Annotated in this window: 21 protein-coding genes; 3 read left to right on the top strand and 18 right to left on the bottom strand. The window is 54.3% G+C overall.

The annotated features are described in order from the left end of the window. Positions 1 to 344: 344 nt before the first annotated feature. Positions 345 to 2,888, top strand: coding sequence for a DNA mismatch repair protein MutS (gene mutS, locus AC6I8K_RS14595; RefSeq protein ID WP_497826944.1), 2,544 nt, complete (start codon positions 345 to 347; stop codon positions 2,886 to 2,888). Between the two features lie 110 nt (positions 2,889 to 2,998). Here the strand turns inward: mutS and AC6I8K_RS14600 are convergent, their stop codons facing one another. The 15 genes from AC6I8K_RS14600 to cysG all read right to left on the bottom strand — a co-directional run bounded on the left by AC6I8K_RS14600 (position 2,999) and on the right by cysG (position 16,631). After that, the gene (locus tag AC6I8K_RS14600; protein ID WP_483816018.1) at positions 2,999 to 3,745 is read right to left on the bottom strand and encodes a GolD/DthD family dehydrogenase; all 747 of its coding nucleotides are present in this window, start codon (positions 3,743 to 3,745) and stop codon (positions 2,999 to 3,001) included. Positions 3,746 to 3,771: 26 nt separating this feature from the next. Further along, positions 3,772 to 5,079, bottom strand: coding sequence for an MFS transporter (locus AC6I8K_RS14605; protein ID WP_497826945.1), 1,308 nt, complete (start codon positions 5,077 to 5,079; stop codon positions 3,772 to 3,774). A 371-nt stretch (positions 5,080 to 5,450) separates the two neighbouring features. Further along, on the bottom strand, positions 5,451 to 6,449 hold the full coding sequence (rpoS, locus tag AC6I8K_RS14610; RefSeq protein ID WP_007893257.1) for an RNA polymerase sigma factor RpoS: 999 nt from the start codon (positions 6,447 to 6,449) through the stop codon (positions 5,451 to 5,453). 48 nt (positions 6,450 to 6,497) lie between these two features. After that, on the bottom strand, positions 6,498 to 7,619 hold the full coding sequence (nlpD, locus tag AC6I8K_RS14615; RefSeq protein ID WP_196762307.1) for a murein hydrolase activator NlpD: 1,122 nt from the start codon (positions 7,617 to 7,619) through the stop codon (positions 6,498 to 6,500). A 166-nt stretch (positions 7,620 to 7,785) separates the two neighbouring features. Then, the gene (locus tag AC6I8K_RS14620) at positions 7,786 to 8,412 is read right to left on the bottom strand and encodes a protein-L-isoaspartate(D-aspartate) O-methyltransferase (RefSeq protein WP_064738009.1); all 627 of its coding nucleotides are present in this window, start codon (positions 8,410 to 8,412) and stop codon (positions 7,786 to 7,788) included. Then, the gene (gene surE, locus AC6I8K_RS14625) at positions 8,406 to 9,167 is read right to left on the bottom strand and encodes a 5'/3'-nucleotidase SurE (RefSeq protein ID WP_497826946.1); all 762 of its coding nucleotides are present in this window, start codon (positions 9,165 to 9,167) and stop codon (positions 8,406 to 8,408) included. The genes AC6I8K_RS14620 and surE overlap by 7 nt, the downstream gene beginning before the upstream one ends. After that, the gene (truD, locus tag AC6I8K_RS14630; protein WP_064738011.1) at positions 9,148 to 10,191 is read right to left on the bottom strand and encodes a tRNA pseudouridine(13) synthase TruD; all 1,044 of its coding nucleotides are present in this window, start codon (positions 10,189 to 10,191) and stop codon (positions 9,148 to 9,150) included. The genes surE and truD overlap by 20 nt, the downstream gene beginning before the upstream one ends. After that, complete coding sequence (gene ispF, locus AC6I8K_RS14635; RefSeq protein WP_497827255.1) at positions 10,188 to 10,670, bottom strand: 2-C-methyl-D-erythritol 2,4-cyclodiphosphate synthase; 483 nt, start codon at positions 10,668 to 10,670, stop codon at positions 10,188 to 10,190. The genes truD and ispF overlap by 4 nt, the downstream gene beginning before the upstream one ends. Continuing rightward, complete coding sequence (gene ispD / locus AC6I8K_RS14640; RefSeq protein ID WP_497826947.1) at positions 10,670 to 11,386, bottom strand: 2-C-methyl-D-erythritol 4-phosphate cytidylyltransferase; 717 nt, start codon at positions 11,384 to 11,386, stop codon at positions 10,670 to 10,672. The genes ispF and ispD overlap by 1 nt, the downstream gene beginning before the upstream one ends. A 3-nt stretch (positions 11,387 to 11,389) precedes the next feature. Then, a complete protein-coding gene (gene ftsB, locus AC6I8K_RS14645; RefSeq protein WP_007893240.1) occupies positions 11,390 to 11,707 on the bottom strand; it encodes a cell division protein FtsB in 318 nt (105 codons plus the stop codon). A 171-nt stretch (positions 11,708 to 11,878) separates the two neighbouring features. Further along, on the bottom strand, positions 11,879 to 12,199 hold the full coding sequence (locus AC6I8K_RS14650; protein WP_008104547.1) for a DUF3561 family protein: 321 nt from the start codon (positions 12,197 to 12,199) through the stop codon (positions 11,879 to 11,881). A gap of 55 nt (positions 12,200 to 12,254) precedes the next feature. Further along, entirely contained in the window at positions 12,255 to 12,860 is a 606-nt protein-coding gene (gene cysC / locus AC6I8K_RS14655) for an adenylyl-sulfate kinase (protein ID WP_064738013.1), read from the bottom strand. Beyond that, positions 12,860 to 14,287 (bottom strand): sulfate adenylyltransferase subunit CysN, encoded by a 1,428-nt coding sequence (gene cysN, locus AC6I8K_RS14660; RefSeq protein WP_483816023.1) that lies wholly within the window; start codon positions 14,285 to 14,287, stop codon positions 12,860 to 12,862. Before cysN ends, cysC begins: the two co-directional genes overlap by 1 nt. 10 nt (positions 14,288 to 14,297) lie before the next feature. Next, on the bottom strand, positions 14,298 to 15,206 hold the full coding sequence (gene cysD, locus AC6I8K_RS14665; protein WP_007893231.1) for a sulfate adenylyltransferase subunit CysD: 909 nt from the start codon (positions 15,204 to 15,206) through the stop codon (positions 14,298 to 14,300). A 9-nt stretch (positions 15,207 to 15,215) separates the two neighbouring features. Beyond that, positions 15,216 to 16,631 carry a siroheme synthase CysG gene (gene cysG / locus AC6I8K_RS14670; protein WP_497826948.1) on the bottom strand — a complete coding sequence of 472 codons (1,416 nt, stop codon included), beginning with the start codon at positions 16,629 to 16,631 and terminating at the stop codon, positions 15,216 to 15,218. Between the two features lie 248 nt (positions 16,632 to 16,879). On the opposite strand from cysG, the gene AC6I8K_RS14675 reads away from it, so the two are divergent. Together AC6I8K_RS14675 and AC6I8K_RS14680 are read left to right on the top strand one after the other, a co-directional pair. Next, positions 16,880 to 17,902, top strand: a complete 1,023-nt coding sequence (locus tag AC6I8K_RS14675) for an aminopeptidase (protein WP_064738016.1) — start codon at positions 16,880 to 16,882, stop codon at positions 17,900 to 17,902. A gap of 9 nt (positions 17,903 to 17,911) precedes the next feature. Then, positions 17,912 to 18,196: a YciI family protein gene (locus AC6I8K_RS14680; protein ID WP_483816025.1), complete on the top strand. Its 285-nt coding sequence runs from the start codon at positions 17,912 to 17,914 to the stop codon at positions 18,194 to 18,196. A gap of 64 nt (positions 18,197 to 18,260) precedes the next feature. On the opposite strand, the gene AC6I8K_RS14685 is transcribed toward AC6I8K_RS14680, so the two are convergent. From AC6I8K_RS14685 to cysJ, 3 genes are read right to left on the bottom strand one after another with little or no spacing between them, the layout of a single operon-like run. Then, positions 18,261 to 18,995, bottom strand: a complete 735-nt coding sequence (locus AC6I8K_RS14685) for a phosphoadenylyl-sulfate reductase (protein WP_483816026.1) — start codon at positions 18,993 to 18,995, stop codon at positions 18,261 to 18,263. Beyond that, positions 18,992 to 20,716, bottom strand: a complete 1,725-nt coding sequence (gene cysI / locus AC6I8K_RS14690) for an assimilatory sulfite reductase (NADPH) hemoprotein subunit (protein ID WP_483816027.1) — start codon at positions 20,714 to 20,716, stop codon at positions 18,992 to 18,994. Before cysI ends, AC6I8K_RS14685 begins: the two co-directional genes overlap by 4 nt. Then, positions 20,716 to 22,518: an NADPH-dependent assimilatory sulfite reductase flavoprotein subunit gene (gene cysJ, locus AC6I8K_RS14695; RefSeq protein WP_497826949.1), complete on the bottom strand. Its 1,803-nt coding sequence runs from the start codon at positions 22,516 to 22,518 to the stop codon at positions 20,716 to 20,718. The genes cysI and cysJ overlap by 1 nt, the downstream gene beginning before the upstream one ends. Between the last annotated feature and the right edge of the window lie 27 nt (positions 22,519 to 22,545).

Below are 22,545 nucleotides of genomic sequence, written 5' to 3' on the forward strand. Positions count from 1 at the left end.
AAACATAAGCACTTATGGTAATCGTTCATTGCAGCGACATACAGAGCAATATCTTAAAATTTAGCCCTTTCCAGCTGGCTTCAGTCGCTTACAACGCCAATTTGCGAAGCAGCTCCACACTTAACCATTATCATTAAATTTTGCTTTTTACCGTTTGCGGCAATTTGTTATGGTCGGCAGCCATAAAGCCCAGTTGGCGGATGAAGGCCACATGGCAAAAATGGTAACATCCGGCTTTCGTTATCCGTTCACACGATAACGACACTTCCAGGCTGTATTGACCCAGCCTCAGGTAATTAAAAGAATGAATGTTGAGTGAGAATGAGATGAAAGGAGCAGAGCAAATGGACTTTAGTGGCCATACGCCCATGATGCAGCAGTACCTGCGCCTGAAGGCCGATCATCCTGACATCCTGCTGTTTTATCGCATGGGCGATTTCTACGAGCTGTTTTACGATGACGCAAAACGCGCTTCGCAGTTGCTGGAAATCTCGCTGACTAAACGTGGCGCCTCTGCCGGTGAACCAATCCCGATGGCGGGCGTACCTTACCATGCGGTTGAAGGCTATCTGGCGAAACTGGTGCAACTCGGCGAATCGGTGGCGATCTGTGAGCAGATTGGCGACCCAGCCTTAAGCAAAGGCCCGGTTGAGCGAAAAGTGGTGCGTATTGTTACGCCCGGCACCATCAGCGACGAAGCGTTGCTGCAAGAGCGTCAGGATAATCTGCTCGCCGCCATTTTCCAAAGCCAGCGCGGTTTTGGTTATGCGACGCTGGATATTAGTTCTGGTCGCTTCCGCCTGAGTGAGCCCGCCGATCTGGAAACGATGGCAGCAGAACTGCAACGCACCAATCCTGCTGAACTGCTCTATCCCGAAGATTTCCAGACGATGTCGTTGATCGATCAACGCCGTGGCCTGCGCCGCCGTCCGCTGTGGGAATATGAAATTGATACAGCGCGTCAGCAGCTTAATCTGCAATTTGGCACCCGCGACTTAAGTGGTTTTGGCGTCGAGCAGGCGCATCTGGCGCTACGCGCTGCAGGGTGCCTGCTGCAATATGTCAAAGACACACAACGCACCTCGCTGCCCCATATTCGCTCGCTGAGTATGGAACGTCAGCAGGATAGCGTGATCATGGATGCGGCTACGCGCCGCAACCTGGAAATTACGCAAAACCTGGCCGGCGGCATGGAGAACACGCTGGCGGCGATACTGGATAAAACCGTCACGCCGATGGGTAGCCGTATGCTGAAACGCTGGCTGCATATGCCGCTGCGCGATGTCACTGCCATTGCACGTCGCCAGGAATCTATCGCTGAGCTGCAATCGCTCAGCCAGGAGTTGCAGCCAGTGCTGCGGCAGGTAGGCGATCTGGAACGCATTCTGGCGCGCCTGGCCTTACGCACCGCGCGTCCACGCGATTTGGCTCGTATGCGTCATGCATTCCAGCAACTGCCAGAGTTAAACCAGCTGCTGGAAGGTGTAGAAGCGACCCAATTAATCCATCTGCGCTCTCAGATGGGCGAATTCACCGAACTGCGTGAGTTGCTGGAACAAGCGATCATTGAATCACCGCCGGTGCTGGTACGCGACGGTGGTGTGATTGCTCCGGGATACAACGCCGAACTTGATGAATGGCGTGCGCTGGCCGATGGCGCTACCGATTATCTTGATCGTCTGGAGATTCGTGAGCGTGAAAAACTTGGACTAGACACGCTAAAAGTCGGTTTCAATGCGATTCACGGCTATTACATTCAGGTGAGTCGTGGTCAAAGCCATCAGGTGCCGATTCATTATGTTCGCCGCCAGACGCTGAAGAATGCTGAACGCTATATCATTCCTGAACTGAAAGAGTATGAAGACAAGGTTCTGACGTCTAAAGGCAAAGCGCTGGCGCTGGAGAAGGGTCTCTACGATGAGTTGTTCGATCGCTTATTGCCGCATCTCGAAGCGTTGCAAATCAGTGCAGCTGCCCTGTCTGAACTGGACGTGTTAGCGAACCTGGCCGAACGCGCCTGGACACTTAACTATTGCCGCCCGGTGCTGCAAGAAAAAGCAGGCATCCGCATCACCGCTGGCCGCCATCCAGTGGTTGAACAGGTTCTGAAAGAGCCTTTTATCGCTAACCCGCTTTCACTCTCACCGCAGCGCCGGATGCTGATCATTACCGGCCCCAATATGGGCGGTAAAAGTACCTACATGCGCCAGACTGCATTGATTGCACTGATGGCGTGGATTGGTAGCTATGTGCCAGCAGAAGAGACAGTCATCGGTCCCATCGATCGTATCTTCACGCGCGTCGGTGCTGCCGATGACCTGGCTTCCGGACGCTCAACCTTTATGGTTGAGATGACGGAAACCGCCAACATTCTGCATAACGCTACCGAAAATAGTCTGGTACTGATGGATGAAATCGGGCGTGGCACCTCAACTTACGATGGTTTGTCGCTGGCATGGGCCTGCGCCGAAAGTCTGGCGAATCGCATTAAGGCCATGACGCTGTTCGCCACCCACTATTTCGAACTGACCACGCTACCGGAAAAAATGGAAGGCGTAGTGAATGTGCATCTGGATGCTGTCGAACACGGTGACACCATCGCCTTTATGCACAGCGTGCAGGACGGTGCCGCAAGCAAAAGCTATGGTCTCGCCGTAGCGGCATTGGCAGGCGTGCCGAAGGAAGTGATTAAACGCGCGCGTAATAAACTAAAGGAGCTGGAAGCGTTGTCTGGCAGTTCTGCCGCTTCCACGGTGGAAGGTTCTCAAATGCAGTTGCTGGTGACAGAAACCTCACCGGCGTTAGATGCTCTTGAGGCATTGGATCCCGATAGCCTAACGCCTAAGCAAGCGCTGGAATGGATTTATCGCTTGAAAACCTTGGTTTAGTTAATCGCCCGCACAGAAGCCAAGTTCTGTGCGGGTCATTTTTTTGCTAACTTACATTTCTCTGGTATTGAGCAAAATCAGTGGCCTGATCGCAATGAAAGGGCCCTGACTTAAATTACGCTATAACCTCCATCAAGCACTAAGTTCTCACCATTGACCATTGCCGCTTCGTTGCTGCTGAGATAAAGCACCGTGCTCGCAACTTCGTCAGGCGTGGCAAAGCGCCGCGAAGGTATTTTTAACTTCATCTGTTCGGCACGCTCACCATGCCAGTAACGCTTACCCAACTCTGTTTCAACCACCGTGGGTGAAACAGCATTAGCGGTAATGCCAAACGGCCCCAACTCTGCTGCTAACACGCGCGTGAAAGAAACCATGCCTGATTTGCTGGTGCAGTATGCTGCGTGCTCATTGAGTGCAATGACACTAGCCTGTGAGGATATGTTGATAAGGCGGCCAAATCCTTGCGCCTTCATAAAGCGGGCACAATGTTGAGCAAGGAAGAATGGTGCCGTCATATTAATCAACATCGTGGTATTCCAGCTTGAGAGTTGCACTTCGCCCACAGGTTCCAGCATGCCAATACCAGCGTTATTAACCAGAATGTCGATTTGGCCAAAATCATCGTGAATTTGCTCTACCAACTCGCCAAGCGCCTCGACGTTAGCCAGATCGAAAACGTAACCTTGCGAAGGGCTATCCATCTTGCTGGCAACCGATTTAACTTCTTCTGCACGATCAATCATCGCCACCTGCGCGCCCGCAGCACTTAAACAGCGGGCAATAGCGTGACCAATTCCCGATGCGGCACCAGTGACTATCGCAACCTTGTTTTGCAGTGAAAATGGTGTTGTCATGTTTCTCTCCTTTTGATGAAGGGTATTTATTCGGATTTGTTAGCTGCTGAATGTAATGGCGCTTTACGCGCAATTTTTGGTTGGGGATTACGGATAAAGAACGTCATCACACCGCCGGCAAAATAGAGCAGTGAGAAAGTAATAATGACATGCTCTATTTCAAATGACAGACCGAACATTAATGCGGCAACAGCCGGCCCAATAAGATTGCCGAAGCCGCCACCCAAATTCTGCACCGAAACGGCAGCACCTTTATGCTGCGGCGCCAGCATCGGAAAAATAGCACCCATCGGCACAAATGAAGTAAGTGTTAAGGCTAATAACAGCGCGCAGACGATTGCTAATACTAGATTACCGGGGAAAAATGAAGGTAAATAATAGAATGCCGCAGTGGTAATAGTACATCCAAAGAAACCGAACCAGCGCATTTGAAAAATCCAGCCAATATGATCACCGATTATTCCCCAAAGCACATTGGTTATCGGTTGCACCAGAAAAAACACGCCCCAGATAGTGGCCCATTCTTTCGTTGAAAAACCCAATTCTCGAGTGAAATAAATCGGCATGAATACGGGCAAACCAAACAGTGCCACATTACACAATATGCGTGTTATCAATGCAAAGAACATACTTCGGTCTTCAAAGATCAGCGTTATTCCGCGTGATATTTCGCGCAGTTTCTCTTTGCGGTTCACGCCCTCACTATTTAGATTATGTTCACTCTGATTTTTAACCGTAATGAATATAATCACGCCACCTACCGCAGCGAACAGCAGTGAAAGCCATAAGGTATTGATGAAGCCTATCTCAGGTACCAGAAGACCAGAAAGGAAGGAAGCAGTGATGCCATAACCAATGGTAAACATCGACCAAATCCAACCTGTCGCGGAGGCGAGTCGATGTTCAGGCGTGCGCTGCACCACTAATACATAGAACCCATAAAAGAATAGCGGATAAGCGAAGCCACGCAGCGTATAACTGACCAGCATCCAGACAAAGTTATTTTCACTCACGCCAAAATAAACGAAGATGGCATGTAAAATAATCCACCAAATAGCGCCGGTAAGCATGATCTTCTTAGGGCCATAAATTTCACTGACTGCTCCAGAAAGCCAACTTGAGACAGCAGCAGTTAATGCATAAACAGTAAAAACTAAGGAAACTTGTTTTTCTCCATAACCGAGATCATAAAGATATCGGGAGAGATGAGCGAGTTCAATACCATCGCCGGTCATAAATATGGCCATTGCAATATATCCCCACAGCAGGGATATTGGCATACCGAAAACCACTCTGGAGTATTGCGAATTTGCACTACTGCTTTGCACACTCATTGTTTTAGCCACTCCCTTTTAATTTTTCATTATCCGAATAACCTGTGATACGGCGAACAAGAAAATGGCATAGCATCAGGCGTAAAACTTCTATCCGAATGACATAGGGGATGGAACTAAGGCAATATTACAAAGAAAGTCATGCGCAGCATTACATTTTATTAAATGAGAACGAAAATAAATAAACCATTTATTAGCTGATTCACTAATATCCATTGGCGTTATTTTAGGTTTATCGCTATAGAATAGAATCTAAGACTTCGCTTTACGAACGCATTATCGTTGACATCAAAGATTCTTAGACTTTATTTTTACCCAATAAAAAAGCGGTGGTTTTCACCACCGCTTTTATTTCTTACCAACGTATTCTGTTACTCGCGAAACAGTGCTTCGATGTTCAAACCTTGAGTCTGCAGAATCTCACGCAGACGACGCAGTCCTTCCACCTGGATCTGACGTACGCGTTCACGGGTCAACCCGATTTCACGGCCTACATCTTCCAGCGTTGCCGCTTCATAGCCTAACAGGCCGAAACGACGTGCTAACACTTCACGCTGCTTGGCATTCAATTCAAACAACCACTTAACGATGCTTTGTTTCATATCATCGTCTTGCGTGGTGTCTTCCGGACCGTTGTCTTTCTCATCGGCCAGGATATCCAGCAGCGCTTTTTCGGAATCACCACCCAAAGGTGTATCGACCGAGGTAATGCGCTCATTGAGACGCAGCATACGGCTCACGTCATCAACAGGCTTGTCTAGCTGCTCGGCAATCTCTTCAGCACTAGGCTCATGGTCAAGCTTGTGCGAAAGTTCACGCGCGGTACGCAGGTAAACATTCAACTCTTTAACGATGTGAATCGGCAGACGGATAGTACGGGTTTGATTCATAATCGCCCGTTCAATTGTCTGACGAATCCACCACGTGGCGTAAGTTGAGAAACGGAACCCACGTTCTGGGTCAAACTTCTCTACGGCGCGAATCAAGCCGAGATTACCCTCTTCAATCAGATCCAGCAGTGCCAGACCACGATTGCTGTAACGACGGGCAATCTTTACTACCAAACGTAAGTTACTTTCAATCATGCGGCGGCGAGAAGGAATGTCACCCCGCAGTGCACGGCGCGCAAAGAAGACTTCTTCTTCTGCCGTCAGCAGTGGTGAATAACCAATCTCTCCGAGGTAAAGCTGCGTCGCATCCAAAACGCGTTGCGTCGCACCCTGTGACAACAGCTCTTCTTCCGCTACGTCGTTGTTATCACCAGGTTCGTTCTCAACGAGAGCCTTCTCATCAAAAACCTCAGCTCCGTTGTTTTCCTCGAATTCCGCATCTTCATGTAAATCGTTAACTTTCAGCGTATTCTGGTTCATTAGCGGCTCCTACCCGTGATCCAAGGGCAGAACCAAGGTTCTGCCGGATTATCGCTGCGGTAAATAACGCAACGGGTTTACGGATTTCCCCTTGTAACGAATTTCAAAGTGCAATCGTACTGAACTGGTACCGGTGCTACCCATGGTAGCGATTTTTTGCCCCGCCTTAACTTCCTGTTGTTCCCGGACCAGCATAGAGTCGTTGTGGGCGTAGGCGCTCAGGTAGTCATCATTGTGTTTGATGATGATTAAATTACCGTACCCACGGAGCGCGTTGCCTGCGTACACCACTCTTCCCGAAGCTGTGGCGACAACAGGTTGTCCACGCGAACCGGCGATATCGACACCTTTGTTTCCGCCTTCCGCAGCGGAGAAGTTATCGATGATCTTCCCATCAGTCGGCCAACGCCAGCTTCCCACTGGGGTTGTGCTATTTGTCGTGCTGCTGACTGTAGGTGGTGCGACAACCGGAGCTGTGGTCGTTGCCACATTATTTGCTCCTTTCGACGGCAGCAATTTGCTTCCCGACGAATTACCCGAATCATCAGAATACGTAATAACAGGTTGCTGTGCAACAGGGGTCGATTTAATTTGCGTCTGACTCGGTGTAACAGGTACGCCGCCCTGCGTGGCATCCGCTACGGTTATCGCGTTTCCACCGGTAATCGTTTGGCCGTTACCATTGCCAACCTGCAGCGTTTGCCCGGCATTCAAGCCGTACGGGGCGGCGATATTATTGCGCTGCGCCAAATCACGGAAATCGTTGCCGGTAATCCAGGCAATATAGAACAAGGTATCGCCACGTTTTACGGTATAAGTTTCGCCACCGTAGCTACCTTTCGGAATATTCCCATAGTTGCGATTGTACACAATACGGCCATTTTCGGTGGCCACATTATTATTATCACTAACCATTCCAGATGAGGGCTGTGTAGATGGAGTGCTGCTGCTTAACATTCCGCCACGCGGCATCGCAGGCACAGCGCTGTTTTGCGCAGAGATCATGCCGCCGCTCGGGGCTGAAGCCATACCGCTATCGCCGTTATTACTACCAATCTGGCTAATGGGTGCCTGGGTATTGTCGCCAGAACTACAGCCCGCCAGCCAAAAACCTACCAAAGAAAGTGCCGCCAAACGGCGTAATTGAAATGCTGTGCTTCCCATGCTCACTGATCCCCCGTGATGGCAACCCTGAATATAAATGTGTAACGGCGTTAACCGCATTATCCACTGCGCGTAACGTTAAAAACGGTTTTTAGCATTGATAAACAAGGATAGTAACAATATCAACTGTGCCGTGCCATGTAACAGTTGTGAAGAATTGCGTAAGGACGGTTCAGGCCAGATCACCCTGAACCAACGGCACAAAGCGTACGGGCTCAATGATTTCTTCAATCAATTCACCCCCCTGACGACGCAAACGCTTCAACACCTGTTGATCCTCGCCAACCGGCAGCACCATTTTGCCGCCCTCGCCTAATTGCGCTATCAGCAAAGTCGGAATTTCAGGTGGTGCGGCGGTCACGATGATGGCATCAAACGGGCCGCGCGTCGCCCAGCCCTGCCAGCCATCGCCATGACGGGTTGATATATTGTGCAGATCGAGTTGCTTAAGGCGGCGTTTGGCTTGCCACTGCAAACCTTTGATACGTTCTACGGAGTAAACATGATTGACCAGATGCGCCAGAATGGCGGTCTGATAACCAGAACCCGTGCCGATTTCCAGCACGCGTGATTCGGGCGTGAGCTCCAACAAGGCGGTCATGCGCGCCACCATGTAGGGCTGTGAAATGGTCTGGCCCATGCCAATCGGCAACGCGACGTTTTCCCATGCTTTGTGCTCGAAAGCCTCATCGATAAAACGCTCACGCGGCACATCGGCAATGGCTTTCAGCAGGTGTTCATCATGAATGCCCTGCGCGCGCAACTGATCCAATAGCGTTTCGATGCGGCGATTCACCATGCCAGCTTCACCTCAGCCTGGACCAGCCAGTCACTTAACACCTCTTGTGCCGCATGTGCTGTCAAATCGACATGCAGCGCGGTGAGAGAGACATAACCCGCATCAACGGCGGCGAAATCGGTATCTGGGCCTGCATCCAGTTTGAGTCCCGGCGGGCCAATCCAGTAGAGCGGCTGCCCGCGTGGATCCTCGGTGCATATGACCTGATCAGCGGGATGACGGCTGCCGCAACGCGTAACGCGAAAACCTTTAATTTCCGCTAACGGCAAGTCAGGGACGTTGATATTGAGAATGCGGCCAGTGCGCAGCGGGGCACGTGATAAGGCACGCAGCAGCGTGCAGGTAACAGCGGCAGCGGTATCGTAATGCTGATGTCCATTGAGTGAAACGGCGAGCGCGGGCAATCCGAGATGACGTCCTTCCATCGCCGCAGCGACCGTACCCGAGTAGATCACATCATCGCCAAGGTTTGGCCCGGCGTTGATACCGGACACCACGATGTCAGGACGTGGTTGCATCAAATTATTGACGCCAAGGAACACGCAGTCGGTTGGCGTGCCCATTTGCACCGCGATGTCGCCATTTTCATGCGTAAAGGTACGCAGCGGCGTCTCCAGGGTTAGCGAGTTAGATGCGCCGCTACGATTACGATCGGGCGCGACCACCTGCACCTCGGCAAACTCACGTAAAGCACGCGCCAGCGTCTGAATACCCGGCGCATGGATTCCGTCATCGTTACTCAGCAATATCCGCATCGTTACCTTCTTGTTGGAGAAGCTCACGCACCACGCTGGTGGCAAAACTGCCGGCGGGCAGCCAGAACTGCATCTCCAGCGTTACCTCATCCCACCACTCCCAGCGCAGATCCTTTGGCACAACCAGCATCGCGCGCCGAGCGGCATCAACGCGCTCGCGCTCAAGCAGTGTAATCAATTCTTCTGCGCCTGCCAGGCTCTGCTGCTCAAAAAGCAGCGCGTCGCCTTGCGGTCCGGGTTCACCGCGACCGGGCAGCGGCGCAGTGATGCGCAGTTGATGACTATCGACGCGCTGCTGCACATCAGGCAACTCTTCAGCTTGTGCTACGAACCAACTGCCGCGTCCCGCCAGCTGCACCGCATCGCCCACCTGCACCACATCCAGTGCACCATCGCGCTGCAAACGGGCGCTGGTAACCTGATTAAACAGATAACTGCGGGTAGCCGACAACAGCAAACCTTTCATATTGCGATCGCGCGGACGGAATGTCTCTTTCGCCCACTGTTTCGCCTGCGTCAGGTTGTTGCCGCCGCGCCCAAAGCGCTGCTCACCAAAGTAGTTCGGCACGCCGCGCTGTTGAATCTGCTGCAAACGCGCGTCGACTTCGCTGCGATCGGAAATCTGACGCACGACTAAGCGGAACGCATTGCCCGCCAGCGCCCCGGTACGCAGTTTGCGCTTATGACGAATCACCTGCAGGATTTCAACGCCTTCTAGCTGAAATCCGGCCAGATTCGGCATGCCATTGCCCGGCACGCGGAAACAGAGCGTTTGCTCGGTGACCGCATGACGATCTTTCATGCCAGCATAGCTGAGATCGCGCACCGGCACTTTGAGAAATTTGGCGATGGCTTCGGCAACAAAGCGCGTGTTGCAGCCAATTTTGCGGATGCGCACCAACAACTGCTCGCCCTCACCATCATAGGGATAGCCGAGATCTTCAATCACCACGAAATCTTCGGGATTGGCTTTGATCACGCCAGTGGCTGTGGGCACGCCATGCAGGTAATGCAGCTCACTCATGCCGCATCGACCTTCAGCAGCAGCGCTACCGCTTCACAGGCAATGCCTTCGCCACGACCGGTAAAGCCAAGCTTTTCGGTCGTTGTGGCTTTAACGTTGACGTCGTCCATATGACAGCCGAGATCTTCGGCAATATTGACGCGCATCTGCGGCACATGCGGCAACATTTTCGGCGCCTGCGCAATGATGGTCACATCAACATTCCCGATGCGATAGCCTTTCAACTGAATACGTCGCCAGGCTTCGCGCAGCAACCCGCGACTGTCGGCACCTTTAAAGGCCGGGTCGGTATCCGGGAATAACTTGCCGATATCACCCATCGCCACTGCACCAAGCAAGGCATCGGTCAATGCATGCAGCGCCACATCGCCATCTGAATGGGCGACGAAACCGTGTTCGAAGGGAATACGCACCCCACCAATCACTAACGGACCTTCGCCGCCAAAAGCGTGAACGTCAAAACCGTGACCGATACGCATCATGCGCTCTCCTGTAACTGAATCTGGGTAAGATAGAAGGCCGCCAGCGCCAGATCTTCTGGCCGCGTCACCTTTATATTGTCGCTGCGCCCGCTCACCAACTCTGGATGATAACCGCAATATTCCAGCGCTGACGCTTCATCAGTAATGGTAGCGCCTTCATGAAGTGCGCGGGTCAGGCAAGCGGTGAGCAGTTGATGAGGGAAAAATTGCGGCGTTAACGCATGCCATAAATCTTCGCGATCCACGGTATGCGCAATAGCGGTTTTGCCCGGTTCGGCGCGCTTCATGGTATCGCGCACCGGCGCGGCTAAAATCCCGCCAACCTTGCTGTATTCACGTACAGCCAGCAATCGCGCTAAATCATCGGGATGCAGGCAAGGACGTGCGGCGTCATGCACCAGCACCCATTCGCTGTGATGAATGGCGTTCAAGCCGGCCAGCACCGATTCGGCGCGCGTGTCGCCACCCGTCACTCTGAGAATGCGGGAGTCTTGCGCCAGCGGCAGGGAATCGAACCAGCCATCGTCATTGCTTACCGGCACGATCACCTGTTTTACTGCAGGATGTGCCAGCAGGCGTGCAACGCTGTGTTCAAGAAGGGTGAATTGACCAATGGTCAGATACTGTTTTGGGCAGGCAGCCTGCATACGGCTGCCCACACCTGCGGCGGGCACCACGGCAATCACATCCGCAAGGATCGGGCGCTTGTTCATGGCTTATCGTTGTTGATTTTGCGCAGCTTGTTGCGCGTTGCGTTTATTCTGGTCTGGCACCAGACGATAGAAGGTCTCACCGGGCTTAATCATGCCCAGTTCATTGCGTGCGCGTTCCTCGATCGCTTCCGAGCCGCCATTGAGATCGTCAATTTCGGCGAAAAGCTGATCGTTACGCGCTTTAAGCTTGGCGTTATTCGCCTGTTGTGACGCGACGTCTTCGTTGACGCGCGTATAATCATGTATACCGTTCTTACCCAGCCACAGAGAATATTGAAGCCATCCCAGCAGCACGAGTAGCAGTAACGTCAGTTTTCCCATCCCCGCCCCCTGAAAAACGGCCCAATCATCCCATAACTTGACGCTGGACTCCACTGCGGCGGCGAAAATGCCGCGCACGGGCGTTTGTCAGTACAAATAATGACAGAGAGCGGCGCGAGACGGCAGGTAAAGTTTTGTAACCAGCCGATGCGTTTGCACATCAGGTGGGCGTTACCAACCCGAGAGAAAGGAGAACAGTAGCCAGAACAAACATATCACCACCATCGCCGTCGCGATGCCGCTCCAGAACAAATGGGTACGGATCATCAGACTCAGGACAATGCCAATCAGCACTGAAACCGGCAACAGCGCGAGAAAAAACGGCCAGGTGTAGAGGAAGAAGAACAGCGTATTGGAGCCGTAAAGCATGAAGGGAATCGCCAGCGCGCACCAGTACGAGAGAAAGCCAAACACGCCGCCCGGCAATGATGAGCGAGGCTCATCCGGGGTGCGTTCATCTTTGCGGGCTAGCATTGGCGTTACGTTCTGCATAGAGATCCTGTTGACGCTAAGCGCGGCAAATCCAGGGGGATTTGCCGCTGTCGGTTCAGGATTTGATGATATCGCGGTGGCGCAGTAGGTCTAACAATTGGCCGGTCAGTTTTGTAACCAATTGTTCGCCATTAAGATGGATTTCAGGGGCTTCTGGCGCTTCATACACGCTGTCGATGCCGGTGAAATTACGCAGCTCACCGGCGCGGGCTTTTTTATACAAACCTTTGGGATCGCGCGCTTCGCACACCGCCAACGGCGTATCGACAAACACTTCGATAAACTGCCCCGATTTAAGCAGATCGCGCACCATTTGGCGTTCAACGCGATGCGGCGAGATAAAGGCAGTCAATACCACTAAACCGGCATCGACCATCAATTTCGCCACTTCGCCGACACGACGGATGTTCTCTTTACGATCGTCATCACTGAAGCCGAGGTCACGGCACAGGCCGTGACGCACGTTGTCGCCATCCAGCAGATAGGTATTCACACCCGCACGATGCAGCGCCTGCTCCAGCGCGCCGGCCACGGTGGATTTCCCCGAGCCGGAAAGCCCGGTGAACCACAGCACCACGCCTTGATGGCCGTGACGCTGTTCACGCTCCTCACGTGTTACCGGATGATCGTGCCACACCACGTTTTCATCGTGTTGCGCCATTACTTGCCACCCAGCAGATCGCGCGCGTTCCAGTGTGGGAAGTGGCGACGCACCAGCGCGTTCAGTTCCAGCTCGAAATCGCTGAACTGGCCTGCTTGCGCACGCACATCAGTAAGTGGCTGATTGATCATGCCAGCCCCCACCGTCACGTTGCTCAGGCGATCGATAAAGATCATGCCGCCGGTGACCGGATTCTGGCGATAAGCGTCCAGTACCATCGGCTCATCAAAGGTCAGCTCGACCAGGCCGATGCCGTTAAGCGGCAGGCTGTCCACCGTGCGCTTCTCCAGCGAGTTGATCTCCACCTGATGGATCACTTTTTCAACGCGCGCGCGGGTTTTCTTCCCGGCAATCTTCACTTCGTAACTTTGACCCGGCTGCAGCGGCTGTTCGGCCATCCACACCACATCAACGGTGGCGGATTGCACCGCCTGCAGATCGGCTTCAACATCCACCAGCAGATCGCCACGGCTAATGTCGATCTCATCATTTAGCACCAGCGTTATCGCTTCACCGGCGCCCGCTTCTGGTAAGTCACCATCAAAAGTGACGATGCGCGAGATGGTCGATTCCACGCCTGATGGCAGCACTTTCACACGCTGGCCGACTTTCACCACGCCCGAGGCCAGCGTACCGGCATAACCGCGGAAATCGAGGTTAGGACGGTTCACATACTGCACCGGGAAACGCATTGGCTGGTGATCCACCACGCGGTTCAGTTCAACGGTTTCCAGCACGTCGAGCAGCGTTGGACCGCTGTACCACGGCATGGTCACGCCTGGCGTCGCCACGTTATCGCCTTCCAGCGCTGACATCGGCACAAAGCGAATATCGAGATCGTCCGGCAGCTGCGCGGCGAAATCGAGGTAATCCTGTTTGATCTGTTCGAAGGTCTCTTGCTTGTACTCCACCAGATCCATCTTGTTGATGGCGACCACCAGATGTTTGATGCCCAGCAGCGTGGAGATAAAGCTGTGCCGACGCGTTTGATCCAGCACGCCTTTACGCGCATCAATCAGCAGGATGGCTAAATCGCAAGTGGACGCACCTGTCGCCATGTTGCGCGTGTACTGCTCGTGTCCCGGCGTATCGGCGATGATGAATTTGCGCTTCTCGGTGGAGAAGTAGCGATACGCTACATCGATGGTGATGCCCTGCTCGCGCTCGGCCTGCAAGCCATCCACCAGTAATGCCAGATCGAGCTTCTCGCCCTGCGTGCCGTGACGTTTGCTGTCATTGTGCAGCGATGAAAGCTGGTCTTCATAAATTTGACGCGTGTCGTGCAGCAAGCGACCAATCAGCGTACTTTTGCCGTCGTCGACGCTACCGCAGGTGAGGAAACGCAGCAGGCTTTTATGTTGTTGCGCGGTCAGCCAGGCTTCTACGCCGCCCTGATCGGCAATCTGTTGTGCAATAACGGTATTCATCTGCGTCTCCTTAGAAATAACCCTGACGTTTCTTCATTTCCATCGAACCGGCCTGGTCGCGGTCAATCACGCGTCCCTGGCGTTCACTGGTGGTGGAGACCAGCATCTCTTCAATAATTTCTGGCAGCGTCTGCGCTTCAGATTCCACCGCGCCGGTTAGCGGCCAGCAGCCGAGCGTACGGAAACGCACCATACGCTGTTTGATCACTTCACCTGGCTGCAGATCGATACGGTCGTCATCGATCATCATCAGCATGCCGTCACGCTCCAGCACCGGACGCGGTGCGGCGAGGTATAGCGGCACAATTTCGATATTTTCCAGGAAGATGTACTGCCAGATATCCAGCTCGGTCCAGTTCGAGAGCGGGAACACGCGGATGCTTTCACCTTTGTTAATCTGGCCGTTGTAGTTGTGCCACAGCTCAGGACGCTGGTTTTTCGGGTCCCAGCGGTGGAAGCGATCGCGGAATGAGTAGATACGCTCTTTCGCACGCGATTTCTCTTCGTCACGCCGTGCGCCGCCGAAGGCCGCATCAAAGCCGTATTTGTTCAGCGCTTGCTTCAGGCCTTCGGTTTTCATGATGTCGGTATGTTTGGCGCTGCCGTGGACGAACGGGTTGATGCCCATCGCCACACCTTCCGGGTTACGATGCACCAGCAGCTCCGCGCCCATCGCTTTTACGGTGCGATCGCGGAACTCGTACATCTCACGGAATTTCCAGCCGGTATCAACGTGCAGCAGCGGAAACGGCAGCGTGCCCGGATAGAAGGCTTTGCGCGCCAGATGCAGCATTACCGAGGAGTCTTTACCGATGGAGTACATCATCACCGGATTGCTGAACTCGGCCGCCACCTCGCGGATGATATGGATACTCTCTGCCTCCAGCTGGCGCAGATGAGTAAGACGATTTTGGTCCATAATTTTTCCTCAAGCCAAATTGACAACGGCGGACTCGCGAGCCCCCTGCTGTGCCGAATGTTGGAACCAGGCCAATTGCCCGTGCAAATTCACTACTTCGCCAATCACTAACAGTGCTGGCGTGGGCGCGGCCGCAGCCAGCGCCTCCAGTTGATCTAATGTACCGGTCAGCACCTGCTGATCCTGACGCGTGCCGCGGCCAATCACCGCCACCGGCGTGGAAGCCGCACGGCCATGCTCGATAAGCCCGGCAGCAATTTCCGCCGCTTTCACCGTGCCCATATAAATCGCTAAGGTTTGACGCGCGCGCGCCAGCGACGGCCAATCGATGTCGTCGCCATCCGCGCGGCAGTGACCGGTAATAAACAGCACGCTCTGGGCGTGATCGCGATGGGTGAGCGGAATGCCCGCATACGCCGTCGCGCCTGCCGCTGCGGTAATCCCCGGCACCACCTGGAATGGAATGCCTGCCGCCTGCGCCGCCTGCAACTCTTCGCCACCGCGACCAAAAATAAACGGATCGCCGCCTTTCAGACGCACCACGCGTTTACCCTGCTGCGCCAGCGTCACCAGCATCTGATTGGTCTCTTCCTGCGGCACCGAATGGGCTCCGGCGCGTTTACCCACGCAGATCCGATCGGCATCGCGGCGCACCAGCTCTAATACTTCGTCGCTAACCAGATGGTCATACAGCACCACATCGGCCAGCTGCATCACCTGCAGGCCACGCAGCGTCAGCAAACCGCTGTCGCCCGGCCCGGCGCCCACCAGCGTGATTTCACCCTGATTGTCACTGTCGTTATCCAGCTCACGATCGAGCGTGCGGCGCGCCTCATTAATGTTGCCCGCCGCCATCTGGCTGGCGAACAGTCCATTAAAGGCGCGTTCCCAGAAACGACGACGCTCAGACATGCGGTGATAGCGTTGTTTCACCTTGTCGCGCCACTGTCCGGCCACTTCGGCCATCTGTCCGAGATTAGCGGGCAGTAACGCTTCGATTTTTTCACGCAGCAGACGCGCTAACACCGGCGCAGTGCCGCTGGAGGAGATCGCCACCACCAGCGGCGAGCGGTCAACAATCGACGGGAAGATAAAGCTGCATTTCGGCTGATCGTCCACCACGTTCACCAGCTTGTGGCGCGCATTCGCCGCATCGAATACCTGTGCGTTGAGTACGTTGTCATCGGTGGCGGCAATCACCAGGAAAACGCCATCCAACTGCGCCGGATCGAAGCGGTGGGCAATCCATTCAATTGCCGCAATGTCCAGCAGCGCCTGCAGCTCATGGCCGAGTTCGCGCGCGGCGACCAATATGCGCGCACCGGCACGTCGCAGCAGTTCTATTTTGCGCGCAGCAATCTCGCCACCGCCGACAACTAACACCGGGCGGCTTTTGAGATCGGCAAAGAGAGGCAGATAATCCACGTTAACCTTGCTAGTTTTACAATAAGTTAACGCGACTATACGTCCCGCCCTTCCGACAGATGAAATTACGAATTGGAATGAGTAGTTACCGAATGGAATAACGACCCAGGATTGTTGATAACATTTTGTGCTTAACAAATGATATTGCTAGTGTTTCGGAGCAAATCAAATTGTGCCAGCGCCGTCACAGTTTCATACTAACTCGGAATTTTTTTAGCATGACCGGATGTCAGAAAAGGACAAAAATTATGTTTGCCACTTTCCGCCGCACGGTGCTGGCTGCACTGCTCGCGGGCGGTTTGCCTTTCTTTGTTCAGGCTGCGAGCAACAGCGCGCCAGGACACTTTGCTGAACAGCAACTTCGCCACATTGCCACCTATTTCCCCGGCCGCATGAGCGGCAGTCCCGCCGAGTTGCTGACTGCCGATTATCTGCAGCAGCAGTTCAGCCAACTGGGATATCAAAGTAATACCCGCCAGTTCAAAACTCGCTATGACTGGCTAGAGAAAAAAGGTGAGATCCGAACACATAAAGTCACCGCTACCTCGGTGATTGCTGCGCGTGCGGGTGCGGTACCGCAGGAGATCCTGATTGTCACGCATCTGGATACCTGGACACCGCTCAGCCGCCACGAAGCTGATAACAATCTCGGCGGCCTGCGCTTGCAGGGCGTGGATGACAACGCCTCCGGGCTTGGTGTAATGCTGGAACTGGCGCAGGCGCTGAGCAAAACGCCGCTGCACTATGGCGTGCGCTTTGTGGCGCTAAGCGCCGGTGAAGCGGGTTTGCACGGCATGGATGACTACCTGGCGCGCATGAGCGCGCAGGAGAAGAAGAATACGCTGCTGGTGATCGATCTCAACAGCCTGATCGTCGGTGATCATCTCTACTTTAATAGCGGCATCAATACACCCTCGGCGGTGCGCAAGCAGACCAGTGCACGCGCCGTACAACTGGCGCACCGTTACGGCATCTCAGCGGCGAGTCACGCGATGACCGCCCGCGATTATCCGGGCGTAAATCCGTTTGATAAAGCCGGCATGCCCTTAATGGATGTCACCGCTGCCAATTGGGCGCTGGGCAACAAAGATGGACAGCAGCAACGCGCGCATTCCCGCCATTTCCCGGACGGCAATGTACGCCACCAAACCGAACGCGATAACCTGAATTATCTTGACCGCTGGCTGCCTGGCCGTATAACCCAACGCACGCATGACAGCGTGAAGATCTTACTGCCGCTGTTAACCGAGCTCGCTAATCCGACAACCTGAGGATTCACTATGTACGTGGTATATCTGAACTATTTTCGTCCGGTAGAAGAAGTGGAAGCGTTGCTGGCGCCGCATATCGAGTGGCTGGATCGCTATTTCGCCAATGGCGTGTTTATTGCGGCGGGACGTAAAGATCCGCGTACCGGCGGCATGATCATGGTGAAAGATATCGATCGCGCGCGGCTGGATACCCTCCTGGCGGAAGATCCGTTTGTCGCGGTAGCGCATTATGAGGTGACGAAGGTGAATGTGACGCGTGCGGCGGAGGAGTTTGCGGGGTTGCAAGAGGGGTGAATAAAAAGGAGCGCATGAATGCGCTCCCTACGTTGTAGGGTCGGCATTTATGCCGACCTGCTAATCAACCTTCATGCAATCCGCACTCACGCTTCAGGCCGAAGAAACGCGTCTCTTCTTCTGCCATGCCCGGCTCCCACTTTTTGGTGGTGTGCGTATCGCCCACTGACAGATAACCTTCATCCCACAGCGGATGGTATTTCAATCCGTGCTGCTTCAGATACTGATGCACCTGACGGTTATCCCAATCAATAATCGGCAGAATCTTGAACACGCCGCGCTGTACCGCCAGCACCGGCAAACTGGCACGACTGCCAGATTGATCGCGGCGCAAGCCAGCAAACCAGGTTTGCGCCTCCAACGTTTCCAGCGCGCGATTCATCGGTTCCACTTTGTTGATCTGGTTATACTGCTCAATCCCTTCGACGCCCTGCTCCCACAGTTTGCCGTAACGCGCTTCCTGCCATGCCGCTGACGTCTCAGCACGGAAGATCTGCAGGTTAAGATTGAGCTTGTCGGTCAGCTCATCAATAAAGCGATAGGTTTCCGGGAACAGATAACCGGTATCGGTGAGGATCACCGGAATGTCCGGCTTCTGCTGCGTCACCATATGCAGCAGAACCGCCGCCTGAATACCAAAACTGGATGACAGCACAAACGCGCCTGGCAAATGTTCCAACGCCCAGCTTACGCGCTCTTCAGCCGAGCGCTTCTCCAGCTGCACGTTGCTTTCGGCCAACGCCATGATGCGGTCAACTTTTGATGAACCATTCAGTGCTGCGAGATCGAGTACCGTCATACTGCCTCCGAGTCCCAAAAATCACGGGCGGGATCAACCACGGCTTTGATAATGCCTGCGCGAATCACGAAGTCACCGAAGCCCTCATCGGCCTGACGCTCGGTTGCCCAGCGCCCTACCAGCTCATCGATGCTGGCGAGGATTTCGCCTTCGTTGATGTTTTCGCGATACATGCGCGGAATGCGTGTGCCTTCACGGTTGCCGCCAATATGTAAGTTGTAACGGCCCGGCGCTTTCCCCACCAGACCCAACTCCGCCAGCAAAGCACGTCCGCAACCGTTCGGGCAACCGGTAACGCGTAGCACAATGTGCTCTTGGCCAACGCCATGCTGATGCATGATCGCTTCCACTTTGGTGACGAACGACGGCAGGAAGCGCTCGGCTTCGGCCATCGCCAGCGGGCAGGTCGGGAACGCCACGCATGCCATTGAGTTCTCACGCTGCGCCGTCACCGCTTCCATCAAACCGTGTTCACGGGCGATGGCTTCAATCTGCGCCTTTTGCTCCTCAGATACGCCCGCCACAATCAGGTTCTGGTTAGCGGTGAGACGAAAATCGCCCTGATGGATTTTGGCGATTTCGGCAATACCGCGCTTCAGCGGACGACCTGGATAATCGAGCAAGCGACCGTTCTCAATAAACAGCGTCAGGTGCCATTTTTTATCGATGCCCTTCACCCAGCCAATGCGGTCGCCGCGTGTGGTGAACGCATACGGACGAATCGGTTCGAAAGTCAGGCCAGCACGTTTTTCCACTTCCGCTTTGAAGGTGTCAACGCCGACGCGTTCCAGCGTGTACTTAGTCTTGGCATTTTTACGATCGGTACGGTTGCCCCAATCGCGCTGCGTGGTGACAACCGCAGCCGCCACGTCGAGAATCTTCTCGACCGGCAGGAAGCCGAACTCACTCGCGGTGCGCGCATAGGTGGCTTTGTTACCGTGATCGATCGACAATCCGCCGCCGACCAGCAGGTTAAAGCCAATCAGCTTGCCGTTCTCAGCAATAGCGATAAAGTTCAAATCATTAGCGTGCAGATCGACATCGTTATGCGGCGGCACTACAACCGTGGTTTTGAATTTACGCGGCAGATAGGTTTCACCGAGAATCGGCTCTTTATCGGTGGTCGCGACCTTCTCTTTGTCCCACCAGATTTCAGCGTAAGCACGGGTTTGCGGCAGCAGATGCTCTGAGAGCTTTTTCGCCCACTCGTACGCTTCCTGATGCAGCTCTGATTCTACCGGGTTCGAGGTGCATAGCACGTTACGGTTCACGTCGTTGGCGGTTGCCAGTGCGTCCAGTCCAACTTCGTGCAGCATCTGGTGCGTCGGCTTGACGTTCTTCTTCAAAATGCCGTGAAACTGGAAGGTCTGACGGTTGGTCAAACGGATGCTGCCGTAAATGGTTTTATCGGTGGCGAATTTATCAATCGCCAGCCACTGCGTTGGCGTGATGATACCGCCCGGCAGACGGCAACGCAGCATCATGGCGTGACGCGGTTCCAGTTTCTGCGCCGCGCGCTCGGCACGGATATCACGGTCATCCTGCTGATACATACCGTGAAAACGGATCAGCAGGAAGTTATCGCCGGTGAAGCCACCGGTCAGGCCATCGTCGAGATCGTCGAGGATGGTGCCGCGCAGGTAGTTACTCTGTTTTTTCAGACGCTCAGCGTCGACCAGCTTGCCTTCAACGACCAGCGGTCCAGGATGTTTTTCGCTCATTAGTAAACGTCTCGCTGATAACGGCGCTCAATGCGCAGCTCACTTAAAAATTCGTCAGCCGTTTCACGATCCATAGCGCCGTGTTCGACCACCACATCCAGTAATGCCTGCTCAACGTCTTTCGCCATGCGATTAGCGTCGCCGCAGACGTAAAGGTGCGCGCCTTCCTGTAACCAGCTCCACACCTCCGCCCCTTTGGCGCGGATTTTATCTTGTACGTAAATTTTCTCAGCCTGATCGCGCGACCATGCCAGATCAATATTAGTCAGCAGGCCATCTTTGACGTACTTCTGCCACTCCACCTGATAGAGGAAATCATCGGTGAAGTGCGGGTTGCCAAAGAACAGCCAGTTTTTGCCGCCTGCGCCATCGTTATCGCGCTGCTGCATAAAGGCGCGGAACGGTGCGATGCCGGTGCCCGGACCAATCATGATCACTGGCGTTTCCGGATTAGCCGGTAAGCGGAAGTTGTCGTTGTGCTCGATGAACACGCGGATTTCGCCCTCTTCCTCGATGCGATCCGCTAACCACGTTGAGGCTCCGCCGCCACGCTGGCGACCGTCGATTTCAAAGCGCACCGCACCCACAGTGATGTGCACTTCGGTTTCGTTCTCCGCCTGCGATGAGGCGATGGAGTAAAGGCGCGGCGTCAGCGGACGCAGCAGGCCGGCTAATTGTTCAGCATTCAGTTCAGTCGGTGCCTGACGAACCATATCGACAATCGGGAAGCTCTGCGCATAGCTCTGCAGCTTCGGCTTGTCACCGGCCAGCGCCAACAGCGCGTCATTGCGGGACAGCGCCGCATACTGCTCGACGATTTGTGGTGTGTTGACCGTCAGTTCGAAATGCGTTTTCAGCGCTTCAGCCAGCGGCAGCGTTTTGCCCTGCACCACAACTTGCTCGTCACCTTTCAGCCACACCAGCTGCAGCAGTTCCTGCACCAGTTCGGCATCGTTTTCAAACCACACGCCCAGCGCATCGCCCGGCTGATAGCGCAGGCCAGAATCGCCAAGATCGATCTCAATGTGACGAACATCTTTATCCGAATCGCGTCCGGTGATCTTCTGATTAGCCGCAAAGCTGGCGACCAGCGGCTCTTCTTTGGTGTATGGGCTGCTGTCGATCAGATTGACGCTGCCCGCCGCAGTGACGGCGGCCTGTGCGGGCGATTCGCTCGGCACACGCGCTTTCAAAATTTCAGTGATCTGCTGACGCCACGCGTTCGCCTGATCTTTGTATTCCACATCGGCATCGACGCGATCCAGCAGACGTTCTGCACCCAGCTCCGCCAGACGCTCATCGAAGTCTTTACCGGCTTTGCTGAAAAACTCATAAGAGGTGTCGCCAAGGCCGAACACTGCAAACGCCGTGCCCTCAAACTTCGGCGCTTTCTTTGACAGCAAGAACTTGTGCAGCGCCACCGCTTCTTCCGGTGGCTCGCCTTCGCCTTGCGTGGAGGTCACCACCACCAGCAGCTTTTCCTGGCCGATCTGCTTGAATTTGTAATCGCCAGCGTTAACCAGATTGACGTTCAGCTTCGCCGCCAGCAGGTCATCACGCAGCTGCTCGGCCAGGCGGCGCGCGTTACCGGTTTGCGAGGCGGAGATCAGTGTGATGGTCGGGGTTTCTGCCTGAACAGGCGCTGGCGCGGCAACCGCACCCGGCGTCTGATTGACCATGCCCCAGAAATAGCCGGAGAGCCAGGCCATCTGAGTGGTGTTGAAATCCGTGGTCGCCGCCTGTAAGCGCGCGAGTTGCTCCGGTGATAACGGAAGCAGTGAACCTGGTGCCTGAGTCGTCATTGCGTTAAAAATTCCAGTGTCAGAAGT

Source organism: Pantoea sp. X-Soil-ISGK-421 (assembly GCF_059730785.1).

Coding starts and splice junctions, on each gene's coding strand:
- mutS (WP_497826944.1), top strand. CDS start 345: ATGGACTTTAGTGGCCATACGCCCATGATGCAGCAGTACCTGCGCCTG.
- AC6I8K_RS14600 (WP_483816018.1), bottom strand. CDS start 3,745: ATGACAACACCATTTTCACTGCAAAACAAGGTTGCGATAGTCACTGGT.
- AC6I8K_RS14605 (WP_497826945.1), bottom strand. CDS start 5,079: ATGAGTGTGCAAAGCAGTAGTGCAAATTCGCAATACTCCAGAGTGGTT.
- rpoS (WP_007893257.1), bottom strand. CDS start 6,449: ATGAACCAGAATACGCTGAAAGTTAACGATTTACATGAAGATGCGGAA.
- AC6I8K_RS14620 (WP_064738009.1), bottom strand. CDS start 8,412: ATGGTGAATCGCCGCATCGAAACGCTATTGGATCAGTTGCGCGCGCAG.
- surE (WP_497826946.1), bottom strand. CDS start 9,167: ATGCGGATATTGCTGAGTAACGATGACGGAATCCATGCGCCGGGTATT.
- truD (WP_064738011.1), bottom strand. CDS start 10,191: ATGAGTGAGCTGCATTACCTGCATGGCGTGCCCACAGCCACTGGCGTG.
- ispF (WP_497827255.1), bottom strand. CDS start 10,670: ATGCGTATCGGTCACGGTTTTGACGTTCACGCTTTTGGCGGCGAAGGT.
- ispD (WP_497826947.1), bottom strand. CDS start 11,386: ATGAACAAGCGCCCGATCCTTGCGGATGTGATTGCCGTGGTGCCCGCC.
- ftsB (WP_007893240.1), bottom strand. CDS start 11,707: ATGGGAAAACTGACGTTACTGCTACTCGTGCTGCTGGGATGGCTTCAA.
- AC6I8K_RS14650 (WP_008104547.1), bottom strand. CDS start 12,199: ATGCAGAACGTAACGCCAATGCTAGCCCGCAAAGATGAACGCACCCCG.
- cysC (WP_064738013.1), bottom strand. CDS start 12,860: ATGGCGCAACACGATGAAAACGTGGTGTGGCACGATCATCCGGTAACA.
- cysN (WP_483816023.1), bottom strand. CDS start 14,287: ATGAATACCGTTATTGCACAACAGATTGCCGATCAGGGCGGCGTAGAA.
- cysD (WP_007893231.1), bottom strand. CDS start 15,206: ATGGACCAAAATCGTCTTACTCATCTGCGCCAGCTGGAGGCAGAGAGT.
- AC6I8K_RS14675 (WP_064738016.1), top strand. CDS start 16,880: ATGTTTGCCACTTTCCGCCGCACGGTGCTGGCTGCACTGCTCGCGGGC.
- AC6I8K_RS14680 (WP_483816025.1), top strand. CDS start 17,912: ATGTACGTGGTATATCTGAACTATTTTCGTCCGGTAGAAGAAGTGGAA.
- AC6I8K_RS14685 (WP_483816026.1), bottom strand. CDS start 18,995: ATGACGGTACTCGATCTCGCAGCACTGAATGGTTCATCAAAAGTTGAC.
- cysI (WP_483816027.1), bottom strand. CDS start 20,716: ATGAGCGAAAAACATCCTGGACCGCTGGTCGTTGAAGGCAAGCTGGTC.
- cysJ (WP_497826949.1), bottom strand. CDS start 22,518: ATGACGACTCAGGCACCAGGTTCACTGCTTCCGTTATCACCGGAGCAA.